Genomic DNA, 13224 nt, shown 5'->3' on the forward strand with positions numbered 1-13224 from the left:
GGGGGCTTCGAATAGCCGGTCTGTCGCTTCAGTCGGCCTATTCGAACCCGGGATATGGAAAAAGTTCTTCCGGTGAAACTCTCAAACACTTCAAAACACATCAAACCATTTTAAGGCAAAGGAAACGGCAGGACGGTAAAAGCAAAAAAAGAAAGCTTGAATTTGAAATAAACCGGCTATTAAAACCGAAGCCGGCAGAGGGGGCTCTCTGCCGGCTTGCGATTCCAATAAGGACAAAGGCTGACGGTAAGGCACGCAAGCGACAAGAATCGTCCGCTAACCGAAGATTACTCCGGCTGCACGCTCAGCGTGTTGTAAATATCGTTGACGTCTTTGGTCTGCGCCAGGCGGTGTACCGTCGATTCGTCCTCGATCGCTTCGGCGATCTTGGTCAGAATCTTCAGATGCTCGCCGCGCGCTCCGGCAATACCGATTACGAGATAAGCCGTGCCAGCTTCGAATTCGACGCCGTTCGGGTACTGCAGGACGACGATGCCGGAATTGTCGATCTCGTTCTTCGCGGTGCCTACGCCGTGAGGGATCGCGACGCCGTTGCCGATGTAGGTCGAGGCTACGCCTTCGCGTTCGATCATGGCATCCACGTAACCCGGCTTGACGTAACCGGATGCGGAGAGCAGGCGTCCCGCTTCGCGGATCGCTTCTTCTTTGCTGACGCTCGGCAGGCCGAGGCGAATATTTTCTTTGCGCAGGATGTCGGAGTGCACGACTGCGGAACCGGCGCCCGGCGCCGCTTTGTCCAGCGCGTTGTCGATATCCCACTGCGCGTCGGCCGTCGTTGCGGTCGTGTTGCGCTCGGCCGGCGATCCGCCTGCCTGGGAAGCTTTCAGTTCTTCGATCAGGTCGTCATAGACCGGATTGTTGATAAAGTTGTCGATCGAAACGTGATGCGCGTTCGGAGCTTTCGCTTTGGCGCGGTCGGTCAGATTCTGCTGCGTCACGACGATGTCGGCATCTCCGGGGATGTTTTCGATCGCGGTGTTCGTCACGTTGATCGGCAGACCCGCTGCTTTGACTTTTTTGCGGAAAGAAGTGGCGCCCATTGCGCTCGAACCCATGCCAGCGTCGCAGGCGAAGACGATTTTTTCGACTTTACCGTTTACGCGTACCGTTGTGCCTGCACCGGCAGTCGCGGAATTCGTGCTCTTCATCGATTTCGATGCTTCGCGCGCTTTTGCCAAATCTTCGTCGTCTGCTTTGTAGTTGCGCAGGAAGATGGCAGACAACAGGAACGATACAATTGTAGCTGCAGCTACACCTGCAAGTACGGCAAGGTGCCCGCCTTTAGGTGCTACGGCCATCAGGGCAAAGATACTGCCTGGCGCGGCTGCGGATACAAGACCGGCATCGAACAGGCCAAAAGTGAATACGCCAGCCATACCGCCCAGAATAACCGACAGTATCAGGATAGGTCTCATCAGGACGTACGGGAAGTAAATTTCATGGATACCGCCCAGGAAGTGAATGATGACAGCGCCGGGAGCGGAACTTTTAATCGAACCTTTGGCGAATACCCAGTAAGCGAGCAGGACGCCGAGACCCGGACCCGGATTGGACTCGATCAGGAAGAAGACCGATTTGCCGAGGCGTTGGGATTCTTCCAAGCCCAGCGGTGTAAAGATACCGTGGTTGATCGCGTTGTTGAGGAACAGAATTTTGCCGGGCTCAACGAAGATCGAAACGAGCGGCAAAATGCCCCAGTTTACAATCGTTTGTACGCCGGATTCCAGGATGTTGGTGAATGCGCCGACCAGCGGTCCGATACCGTAATAGCCGCCGATGGCAAGAATAGCACCGAAAATACCGAGCGAGAAGTTATTGATCAGCATTTCGAAACCGGCTGGTATCTTGCCCTCCATGAAGCGGTCGAACTGTTTGATCAGCCATCCGGCAAGCGGACCCATAATCATGGCGCCAATAAACATTTTGACGTCGCCGGCACCGACGATCACGCCCATGGTCGCGATAGCGGCGATAACGCCGCCGCGATGATCGGCCATCATTTTACCGCCGCTATAAGCGATCAGGAGCGGAAGCAGATACTGAATCATCGGACCGATCATGGAATTGATGTTTTCGTTCGGGAAGTAACCGGCCGGAATAAACAGTGCAGTCAGAAGGCCCCAGGCGATAAATGCGCCGATGTTCGGCATGACCATCGCGCTCAGGAAACGTCCGAATTTTTGAACGCCCTGTCTGGCTCCGCCCGATTTTGCAGGCGTCGATACGCTGCTCATAATTGTTCAACCTCCAATGTGTATTGTTCGATTTTTCTTGCATACAGTTCGCGCATCATGTCGGCGATCTCGCCGCGGAGCAGTTCCGGCTCGGCCGAAGCGAGCCGGGCGGCGAAGCCGGGCTTGTCGATCAGCGATTTGCTGATCTCCCCGGCCGCCTGGAGGTAGGACTTGCCGCTGCTTTTCGGCGCGAGCAGCAGGAGGGCCGCTTTGAGCGTAATCGGCTTGTCTTCCGATTCGGCGTCGATGCCTGCCGGGAAGCGGAAGATGCCGAGCGTCAGCCGCCCGATCACTTCGGAGCGGCAGTGCAGCAGGATCAGTCCGTCCTGCGACAGCACCGTCTCGCCGAGCCGCTCGCGCTCGTGCAGTTCGCGTTCGAGCACGTCCGCGTCGGCGGCGCTTTCGGTAAAGCGTTCCGCGATGGCGGCGATCAGCTCGCCGACGCTGCGGGAAGCGAAGCCGTCGGCGATATCGACATGCTTCATGAGATCGAGAATGCCATCGAGCGTCCGGCGGTGTTCTTCGAGCGTGCCGACGAGGTCGGCCTGCACGTTATGCCGCGGCTTTTTCTTGACGAACGACCGCTGCTGCTCGTTCACAAAGCGCCGGATGTTCTCGACGTCATGGAACGAGAGCAGAACCGACACGCGGACGACCGGAGTGTCCGTCTCGACGTCCACCGTCGAGACGATGAAGTCGGCTTCGTCGTTCTCGGCCGCTTCCGAAGCGGAAGCGAGGCCAATCAGGTTGAACGACGGAAACTCTTTGCGTACCCGGGCCATCAGCAGCCCGGAAGTACCCATGCCGCTTGCGCAGGCGATCAGCACTTTCGGGGACGGGCGTTCGGCCCGGGCGTATTCGCTCATGGCGCCGATATGCATCGCGATGTAGCCGACTTCGGAATCCGGCACTTCCCGGTCGACGTAATCGGCGAGCAGCCGCGAACATTTGGCCGCGATCGCGAATACGTCTTCGTACTGTTCCCGAATCTGCCGGAGCAGCGGATTGCGGATGTCCAGTCCGAGCCGGAGCCGTTCGACGGCAGGCCCGAGATGGTGGACGAAGCCGGCAAACAACTTGCTGCTGCCTTTGAGTTCGTAGCCGAACTCCGCTTCGGCGGCTTTGAGCATATTGCGTGCAAGCCGGACGAGGTCGAAGCTGACGTAGTCGTAATAATTGTCGCGTTCGCTGTCGGGGCGCGTCTCGGCTCCCTTCAGGTGCATCGTGATGTAGCCGACTTCGTCTTCGGGAATGTCGATGCCGAGCATCTCTTCCAGCCGGTCGGCCAGCCGCTGCGCCTGCCCGAATTCGGGCAGGTTCCGCAGGCCGTCCAGCACGCGCGCTTCGATCACGATGCGCTGCCCGGAACGGATACGCTGGAGCGCCAGCGCCAGATGAACCGCCAGTCCGATATAGGCGCTGTCCGTCAGCTTCAGGTCGAGGCTTTGTTCCAGCTCTTCGACCATCCGCTGGAGCTGGAGGGCGCCTTCTTCGTCGATCAGGTTCAGCAGGCGGCTGCGGATATGGGCGCGGACCCGTTCCGGGTCGGCCGCAGGGTCCGCGGGCAATTCGCTCAGCAGCCCGGCCACCTGGTCTTCGGCGATACTTTCGTAGACCAGCTGGATCAGGGCGGAGCGGATCGCGTTCTCGCTGCCTTCCACGTAGACGCCGTATCCCGGTTTGCGGATCAGGCGGAGACCGAACGGTTCCAGCCAATGTTCCGCGCGGTCGAGATCGGCGCTCAGCGTGCTTTCGGTCACTTTGAACTGTGAAGCAAAACTGTACGATTTGACAGGTTCGGCCGCGAGCAGCAGCTCGCTGATCAGGAAGTAATGCCGTTCGTCCTTGCTGTAATCCCTGACCGGACCTGCCGCGCTCAGTTCTTCTATGAGGGCGTCCAGCTGGGGAGGAGCGGCTTCCAGTCTGACTCCGGCGCCCGGTTTGCGGATCAAGGAAGCTCCTCTTGCCGAGAGCCAGTGTTCCACGCCGGGAAGTTCGCGTTTGATCGTTCTTTCGCTGACGTCCAATTCATCCGACAGATCCCGTACCGTAACGAACCCTTCCCGTGAAGCGAGAAGACGCTTCAGGATCGGCAGTAGTCGCCCGGTCGGTTTGTCCACGCGGATTCCTCCTTTTGCACACCCTCTTTTTTGAAAACGGTATCATTTCCCCCGTAACAGGGAGGAGACGAATCGCCGCGATAAAAGCCACAGGCTGCAAGATCTCGTCTTCTAATCAAATTTTAAGCACCCCGCTTCGGATTGGCAAAGGAAAGATGCCGGAATTTGTCCCGAATCAACCAGTGACAAAGCCGAACAACGGCGGGCCATCCCTTTACCGGACAAAAGAATTCCATTCCATTATTACTCAAAGCAGCAGGAAATCAATCAGTTTCCGGGTGAAAACGTGCATGTTTTTTCATGGCTTTCAACCTACTTAATGTTTTGATATATGTATGAGATGGATTTTGATGGGATTCAAGAAGATGAGTATGAAAAAAGGCCCGCTCTTGCTTCGCTTGCGATACTCGGGTATCGCGGCGGCTTTTTGCGTTTTTGCTAAGGAGGGGAAAGATGGCGGGCGATTTCGAAAAGATCTATGCGACTTGGTTGGCGATGCAGATCGAAGGCGAAAAAGGCTTTCGGCGGCGGGAACTTCTGCAAAAGGGACCGGGACACGGTACGATCGAATTTTTACGGCACATTTGGTTTCCGACGGTAGGGCATCTGGACGATCTGCATGCGGAATGGGAAGTGCGCGATGATCATGGCGGTTACCGTTACGTCGATTTGGCTTATCGGCGCGGTGGAGCCAAAAGACGGGACGGCAAAGCGGCAAAATTGAGCGGCACGGAATTCTAGCGGATCGAGGCGACGCTTAGCGGCCGATTTGGAACGCTTGAGCATTCTAACGGATTCAGATGACGCTTAGAAGGGAATACGGTTTGTTTTTGGCGGAAAAAGAGGGCAAAAAAGCGGCTAACGGAACTAAAATCCGTTAAAAGGCGCGAAAGGGTTGATTCGGCGCTCTAACGGACATACAATCCGTTAGCCGAGCCGAGCCGAGCCGAGCCGAGCCGAGCCGAGCCGAGCCGAGCCGAGCCGAGCCGAGCCGAGCCGAGCCGAGCCGAGCCGAGCCGAGCCGAGCCGAGCCGAGCCGAGCCGAGCCGAGCCGAGCCGAGCCGAGCCGAGCCGAGCCGAGCCGGGGGAGTGGCCTGGTTTGCCGGCGAACTGCCATTCTTGGCAGCAGCCTTGGTTCTGCCCTGGTCTTCGCCCTTGTCTTCGTCCGGCGAGAAGCTTGCCTGCCTCACTAAATGTGGATCAAAAGTCAGCATTTCGTCAGTAAAAAGCGCCCAGGGAGCGAAAAGCTGACCAAAAGTCAGCAATCTGCCGCATTTAGGCTGTCCAATAGCTGTTTTGGCCTAAATTGCTGACCGCAAGTCAACATTGTGCCAAAAAAAGCCGCATCCAAAGAAAAAAGCTGACCTCAGGTCAGCTTTTTCTTGGATTCGACTCCGCAGCCGCCGCCAATGCGGCCGAGCGTACTCAGCCGCCTCTCCGGCTTCCGCCGTTCGCGCCCGCGTGCACTATCACCGCAGCCCGGCTTCCGCCGTTCGCGGCGCTCTCTCGCGCAGCCCGCGCGAGCTATCACTGCAGCCCGGCTTCCGCCGGCCGCGCCCTCACGCATCTCGCGCGCGCCATCGCCGCACGCGCCATCGCCGCACGCGCCATCGCCGCACGCGCCATCACCGCAGCCCGGCCGCAGCCTACTCCGCCGCCTCCCCGGCTTCCGCCGCCTGCGGAGCGCCTTCGTGCGGGTCGCGCTCGCCGGAGACGCTGTCGCCTGCGGCAAGGTCGAGCTCGCGGCCGTACAGCGTCAGCGAAGCCGCCGCCGGGCCTTCGTTGCGCACGGTCGTGCGGCCGCCGGCCACGGTCACCTGCAGCCGCGCGCCGCGGAAGCCGACCTTGAACGACAGCGACGTCCAGCTGTCTGGGCTGAACGGGTTCAGGATCAGGCGTCCGCCGAGGACGCGCAGACCGCCGAAGCCGTGAACGACGGACATCCACGTGCCGGCCATGCTCGTCGTGTGGCAGCCGTCTTCGGTGTCGTTGTTGTAGTTGTCGAGGTCGAGCCGCGATGTGCGCAGGTACATCTCGTACGCTTTTTCCGTATAGCCGAGTTCGCTCGCCAGAATCGCGTGCACGCACGGCGACAGCGAGGACTCGTGTACCGTGATCGGTTCGTAGAAGTCGAAGTTGCGGCGCTTCGTCTCCAGGTCGTACCGGTCGCCGAGGAAGAACAGCCCCTGCAGCACGTCCGCCTGCTTGATGTAGCACGAGCGTAGGATGCGGTCCCACGACCAGTTCTGGTTGATCGGCAGATGGGCGGGATCGAGCTGCGCCACCGGCAGGATGTCTTTGTCCAGGAAGCCGTCCTGCTGAAGGAACACGCCGGTCTCCGGATCTTCGGCCAGCAGCATGCGCGCCGCGATGTCTTTCCATTTGGACGTTTCTTCGTCCTTCAGGCCGATTCGCTCCGCCACGGCGGCAAACGCTTCCGGCTGCTCGTGCTTCAGCTTGTTGGCGACCTGAAGCGTGTATTCCAGCGTCCAGGCGGCCATCCGGTTCGTGTACCAGTTGTTGTTGACGTTGTTCTCGTATTCGTTCGGGCCGGTGACGCCGAGAATCAGGTAAGCGCCGCGGCGCTCGGAATAGTTCACCCGCTCTTCCCAGAAGCGCGACAGTTCGGCCAGCACTTCGAAGCCGTATTCGCCGAGGTAGGCGAAATCGCCGGTGTATTCGACATAGTTGTGGATGGCGTAGGCGATCGCGCCGTTGCGGTGAATTTCTTCGAACGTGATCTCCCACTCGTTGTGGCATTCTTCGCCGTTCATCGTCACCATCGGATACAGCGCGCCTTTGGCAAAGCCCAGCTTGGCCGCGTTTTCTTTCGCTTTTTCCAGATGCTTGTAACGGTAGATCAGCAGGTTGCGCGCGACGTTCTGATCGGCGGTGCTCAGATAGAACGGCAGGCAGTACGCTTCGGTATCCCAGTAGGTGCTGCCGCCGTATTTTTCGCCCGTAAAGCCTTTGGGTCCGATGTTCAGCCGGTCGTCTTCGCCCGTGTACGTCTGGTGCAGCTGGAAAATATTGAACCGGATCGCCTGCTGCGCGGTCTCGTCGCCTTCGATGGCAACATCGCCGTCGCGCCATTTCTCCGCCCACGCTTCGCGCTGGCCGTCCAGCAGGGCGTCGAAGCCGCGCTCCAGCGCTTCGTTTGCCAGCTGCCGCGCCGTGTCGCCGAGCGCTTCCGGCTCGTAATCGCGCGAAGTGACGTTGGCGACGTATTTGCTGAGCGTGATCGTCTGATCCGCTTCGGCCCGCAGCGACAGCGAGAGGCCCGCGAACTTGTCCCGCTTATGCGTCTCGGCTTCCACGTGGAACTCCTGGTTCGGGTCGCCGGTCGCCGCCAGCTCGTACACCATATGCGACGCGACGCGGAAATCCAGCTTTTTGGTGCGCACTTCGACGCAGGCATGATCGACGGCCGCGTGCTGCGACACCGTATCCCAAAACTTTTCCTCGTAATTGGAATCTTTGTTCGCGACGTCGGCGTCGAGATACGGGGTCAGCTTGAGCTGCGCCGGCTCGCCGAGCGGAGTGACCGAGTAGCGGATCGCGCCGATCTCTTTGAACGGCACGCTCACGAAGCGCAGCGATTCGACGCGTACCTTCCGGCCGCTCGGAAGCACGGCCGTGAACGAGCGGCTCAGCGTCCCTTCGCGCATATCGAGCGTCCGCACGAAATCTTCCGCCGAAGCCGTCGACAGATCCAGCGTTTCGCCGTCGACTTCCACGTCGATGCCGATCCAGTTGACGGAGTTCAGCACTTTGGCGAAGTATTCGGGATACCCGTTTTTCCACCAGCCGACCCGCGTCTTGTCCGGATAATACACGCCCGCCATGTAGCTGCCCTGCAGCGAAGGCCCGCCATAAGCTTCTTCGAAGTTCGCCCGCTGCCCCATGTAGCCGTTGCCGATGCTGAATACACTTTCGGATACCTCGTTGAGCTGCGGGTCGAAGCCTTCTTCGACAATCTGCCATGCGTTGACTTTCAGGTACGGTCTCATCGCTGGATCTCTCCTCGTTTAGGTAATGTTGAAGCCGGGTGAAGCGGATACATTTATGTGAAAAAAAAGCCGGAAAACGGCCGCGCACGCAGGGGGAAGGTGGGAAAAGCGAACGGCCCGGCTTTTTGTGCAAACGTTTGAACTGCACGGCAGGGAAAGGCGGCGCAGAGCCGCGAACCTCAGTCGGCGCGGCCCGAGGACTGCCGAACGATCAGGCGGTGCGGCACGATCTGCCGCTTGGGCGCCTGTTCGTCCGCCGCAGGCTGCACGGCCGCGATCAGGCTGCCGGAAGCGGCGCGGCCCAGCTCGTAGATGCCGATATCGACGCTGCTGATCGGCGGGTTCGCAAGCTCCGCGAGCGCCAGGTTGTTGAAGCTGACGAGGCTTAGATCCTGCGGCACGCGCAGGTTCAGCTCCGGCAGACCGCGCAGCACGCCGAGTGCCACGAAGTCGTCGACGACGAGCAGCGCGCTCGGGCGCTCGTCCAGGCGCATGAGCAGCGACATGGCACGCACGCCGCTGTCCTGCAGGAATTCGCCTTCGACGATCCATTCGCCCCGCACCGGAAGGCCCGCTTCCGCAAGCGCCCGGCGATAGCCTTCCAGCCGGTCGGCGGACACGACGAGTTCCGGCGGGCCGCCGACGAAGCCGATCCGCGTATGGCCGAGCGCGATCAGGTGGTTCGCCGCGTCGTAAGCGGCGCGGACGTTGTCGGTATCGACCGAGCGGACGTCCGGATACTGCGGGCTGCGTCCGACGAGCACGAACGGGAAGTCCCGTTCGCGCAGGAATTCCACGACCGGGTCGTCGCGCCGGGAATACAGCAGGATGACGCCGTCGACGCGCCGGCCGTTGACCAGGCGCGCGACCGCTTCGATCTCTTCGGTGGCGCTTGCGCCCGGGCTGATCAGTACGTCATACCCGTCATGGGCCGCCTGGGCGACGATGCCGCGGATCAACTCCATGAAAAACAAATTCAGGAACAGCTCTTCCGCCGGCTTGGGCAGCACGACGCACAGGCTGCGGGTCGTGCGGGAGACGAGGCTTTTGGCCATCAGGTTCGGATGGTAGCCCATCTCCTGCATGATCTCGCGCACTTTGCGGGCCGTGGCGGCGCTGATGCGCGGATGATTGGAGAGTACCCGGGACACGGTGGAAGGCGAGACGCCGGCCTCTCGGGCGACGTCCTTGATAGTGACGGGCAAACGGGCCCCTCCTTTTTCGATGACGTAGGACTGCGCCTCTCCGCTTGGGAAGGCGCTCTCTTTCGTCTTCATATTAGTTCAAACCGATAAGCTTGTAAACGAAACCTTTTTGGCTGCGAACACGGGCATGCGGCCAAAAGAGCCCGGCTCGGGAACAACGCCGACGCCAAAAAGCCCGCGCACGCCCGAATGGGGCGGCGCGGGCCGCGGTCTAGCGCAGGAACAGGGAAGCTTCAGGAGAAGGGACGCCTGGGACGCCCCGATCTGGCGAATACGAACCGGCTTCGTCCTTCGGCTTTGGCTTGGTAGAGCGCTTCGTCGGCGCGGCCGATCAGGTCGTGCGCGCTCGTGTTCTCGCCGGGGTACAGCGTGCAGCCCCCAATACTGATCGTGATCTGGTCGGAGACGGCGGAGTAGCGGTGCGGGATCGAGAGCGAGCGTACGCTTTCGAGCATCAGTTCGGCGATCTGCTGCGCTTCCTGCTCGCTGTGGCCCGGCAGGATGATCGCGAACTCTTCGCCGCCGTAGCGGGCGGTGAAGCCGAAATGGGCCAGCGCTTCGGATTCGAGCTTGGGCGCGACGGTGCGCAGCACCATGTCTCCGCCGAGATGGCCGTAGTTGTCGTTGTACGCTTTGAAAAAGTCGATATCGATCATCAGCAGCGACAAATGTTCTTTTTGCCGCTGGGGAGCGTTCAGTTCCTGCCGCAGCACTTCGTCGAACTTGCGCCGGTTGGCGATACGGGTGAGGGCGTCGATGCCGGCCAGCTCTTTGAGCTGTTCGTTCGCTTCCTCCAGGGCGCACTTCGATTCTTCGAGTTCTTCATGCTGGCGGGTGAGGCGAAGAAACAGTTTGTTGACCTCGCTGACGATCGACAGCAGCACGACGGTCGACGCGATCAGCGAATCGACGCGCGATCCGTACCAGCCCAGCGTGTAGCGTTCGCCGGCCGCAAGGCTCAGCGTAATGCCGAGCAGAAAAGCCAGCACGGCGACGCTCAGCCAGACGCGCAGCACGCCGCGTTCCTTGTACGGAAAGATCGAGAAGACGAAAGCGAGCGCGCAGAACGCCCAGACGACCGGCCCGATGCCGGAATCGATCAGCCTGCGGTAGCTGCCGCCTTCGACCAGCACGGGCAGCAGTCCCTGTCCCGCCGTCGCGAGCACCAGCAGCAGCAGGGCGACAGTCAGCACGATGCCTGTTGCGGCCAGCAAATAACGCGGCAGCAGACGCATCGGAAGAACCGGAAGCTTCGCGCGCAGCGACCAGAAAAAAGCGAGAATGCCGATCGGGAACAGCGTATGCCAGAATCCCCAGAGCCACGAAGCGGTCTGCGGTCCCGAAGCGAGAAAGCCCGAAGCCGGCAGCATATCGGTCAGCGCAAGCAGATAACACAAGCTGAGCAGGCCGGTGAGCAGGAACGTGCAGGCCAGCAGCAGCAGCGGCACGATCCGCGACACGCGGAACTGGTTGAACAGGATAAAGGCCGTCAAAATATCGCCCATGATTCCCCACGCGCTGAGCACCGGAAAAAACGAGGCCATAACGGGCAGGCGCACTTGGGCGAAAAAGAGCGCTGCCGCCGTAAAGGAAACCATGATCAGCGACAAAGCGAGCGCAACCCGCCGCTGACGCGGACTGATATGGAAAAGCTGATCCTGCGAGTCCCTGTAAAATAAAATGTTCAAGAAGAGCCTTCCTTTCCCGAAATAAGCGTGGACCGCGCAAAAAAACGGCCTTTGGCGCATACATGTCCTGATGATGTTAAAGGTACGGGATTTTTTCACCGGGAGCAATGAGAAAAAGGGACGAATATAAAGGCATGACGCCAAATAATTCCCAAAATTTGTAGGAAGAGCGGCGGAAACCGCCGAATGCCGCTGTCAAACGCAAAAAAAAGCGTACAACCGGAAAGTCGCCGCCTCGAAACCGCCAAACAAAAGAACCCCGTTCCCGCCGGGCGGCGGGGACGAGGTTCGTGATCAGTCTGGCTATATGGAAGCGCCGGCACGCGGCGTAAACGATTGTCGGTTCGAGAATCTCGAACCGCACGCTCTTTGTCCGCCTCTGGAGAATGCCGTCGTTATTGTTCGGTTACTCGGCCGTTTCGGCTTCGACGACCGGGAACCAGCCCGGCAGGCCGATGATCATGCCCCACAGATTGTCCGGCACGACCAGACGGTCCTGATCGGCGGCAGTCAGCGTCAACGCGATGTCGGCTTCCTGGCCGGCTTCGACTTTTTGTACCCAATCCGGTTCCACGATCAGTTCGCGTCCGAGCGCGACCATGGCCGCGCCAAGCTCGATCGCTTCGACGGCCTGTTCCGGCGTATGGATCGAACCGACGCCGATCACCGGCGTGCCGGTTGCGGCTTCGACGATCTGTTCCAGACGTGTCCGGTTCAGGTCGCCGCCGCGGCGCGGCTTGGAGTTGTATTCCATCAGCGATACGTGCAGGTAGCTGAGATGTTTGCCGCCCAGCGCTTTGAGCAGCGCGAACGTGTGGTCCATCGTCAAGCCGTCTTCTTCCGGCTCTTCCGGCGAGAAGCGGTAGCCGATGATGAAAGGTTCTTTGGTTGCGGCTGCGGCCGCACGCTGCACTTCGTCGACGACGGCCAGCGGGAACGTCAGGCGGGCTTCGACGCTGCCGCCCCATTTGTCTTCGCGGCGGTTGGACCAGCCGGAGAAGAACTGCTGGATCAGGTAGCCGTTGGCGCCGTGGATCTCCACGCCGTCGAAGCCTGCGCGGATCGCAAGCTCGGTCGCGCGGCCGAAGTCCAGTACGATCGATTCGATCTCTTCATGCGTCAGTTCGCGGGACATCGAACCGTCTTTCAGTTCGATCGCGCTCGGGCCGACGACGTCGCCTTCAGGCACGAGGGCGCGGGGGCCTTGAATACCGGCATGGAAAATTTGCAGGACGGATTTGGCTCCGCCTTTTTTGAGCGTCGAAGCGAGCTGGGTCAGGCCCGGCAGGTTCGATTCGCCGAAAGCGGCGAATTGGTTCTGGAAGCCGATACCGCCCGGCATAACGTGGGCAACGGCGGTTACGGCCAGTCCCAGCTTGTTGATGCGGCGCTCGTAGTAGCTCAGCTCGGCGTCGGACACGCTCAGGTCCGGGTTGGACGAAGAGTGGGTCATCGGAGCGAGCACGATACGGTTTTGCAGCTTGATGCCGTCGTGCAGTTCCACGCTGTCGAACAGCTTGGCGAATTTGGCGTTGGTCATAGGGGAAGTTCCTCCTCATAGTCGATGATGCACGTTTATTAAAAACACATAAGTATATTATAGTAAGAAGATAAGCGTATTTCAACGTTTCGGAGAAAAATATTTTTTATTATTTAATCGTGTAAAATTTAAATCAAAATAAAGCGGTTTTTCGATCTTGAGAAGCGTTCGTGTTTCCAGTTGAGCCAACCTTTCCCTTCGAAAATCGTTCACGATCGTCGACCAACCGTTCAAGAGCAGGGCCGAAAGGGTTTCCGTGTAATATCGGCTTCTTTTCTTGTTCGGATTTCCTTTTTAAAAAGAAGACGGTCGGACGACCTCATCATTCCGGCAAAAAACGGGTAAAAGCAGGCAGGATGTTTTGCGGAACGAGCGATTTGGGTATCCAACTTACATAGCTTGTCAC

At 59.6% G+C, this 13224-nt stretch carries 7 protein-coding genes; 1 reads left to right on the forward strand and 6 read right to left on the reverse strand.

Annotation, left to right across the window (positions count from 1 at the left end):
- Positions 1-287: 287 nt before the first annotated feature.
- Together FFV09_RS13130 and FFV09_RS13135 are read right to left on the reverse strand one after the other, a co-directional pair.
- Positions 288-2255: a PTS mannitol transporter subunit IICBA gene (locus FFV09_RS13130; protein WP_141448250.1), complete on the reverse strand. Its 1968-nt coding sequence runs from the start codon at positions 2253-2255 to the stop codon at positions 288-290.
- Positions 2252-4375: a BglG family transcription antiterminator gene (locus FFV09_RS13135; protein WP_141448251.1), complete on the reverse strand. Its 2124-nt coding sequence runs from the start codon at positions 4373-4375 to the stop codon at positions 2252-2254. Before FFV09_RS13135 ends, FFV09_RS13130 begins: the two co-directional genes overlap by 4 nt.
- 453 nt (positions 4376-4828) lie before the next feature.
- On the opposite strand from FFV09_RS13135, the gene FFV09_RS23975 reads away from it, so the two are divergent.
- Complete coding sequence (locus FFV09_RS23975; protein WP_212635438.1) at positions 4829-5116, forward strand: hypothetical protein; 288 nt, start codon at positions 4829-4831, stop codon at positions 5114-5116.
- 905 nt (positions 5117-6021) lie between these two features.
- Here FFV09_RS23975 and FFV09_RS13150 read toward each other — a convergent pair.
- The 4 genes from FFV09_RS13150 to FFV09_RS13165 form a co-directional block, all read right to left on the reverse strand.
- Entirely contained in the window at positions 6022-8385 is a 2364-nt protein-coding gene (locus FFV09_RS13150; protein WP_141448253.1) for a glycoside hydrolase family 65 protein, read from the reverse strand.
- 179 nt (positions 8386-8564) lie between these two features.
- The gene (locus FFV09_RS13155; protein ID WP_141448254.1) at positions 8565-9590 is read right to left on the reverse strand and encodes a LacI family DNA-binding transcriptional regulator; all 1026 of its coding nucleotides are present in this window, start codon (positions 9588-9590) and stop codon (positions 8565-8567) included.
- A gap of 233 nt (positions 9591-9823) precedes the next feature.
- Positions 9824-11278, reverse strand: coding sequence for a sensor domain-containing diguanylate cyclase (locus FFV09_RS13160; RefSeq protein ID WP_170315020.1), 1455 nt, complete (start codon positions 11276-11278; stop codon positions 9824-9826).
- A 406-nt stretch (positions 11279-11684) separates the two neighbouring features.
- On the reverse strand, positions 11685-12818 hold the full coding sequence (locus FFV09_RS13165; RefSeq protein WP_141448256.1) for an NADH-dependent flavin oxidoreductase: 1134 nt from the start codon (positions 12816-12818) through the stop codon (positions 11685-11687).
- Between the last annotated feature and the right edge of the window lie 406 nt (positions 12819-13224).

The organism is Saccharibacillus brassicae (genome assembly GCF_006542275.1).
In the GTDB taxonomy this organism is placed as follows: Bacteria; Bacillota; Bacilli; order Paenibacillales; family Paenibacillaceae; genus Saccharibacillus; species Saccharibacillus brassicae.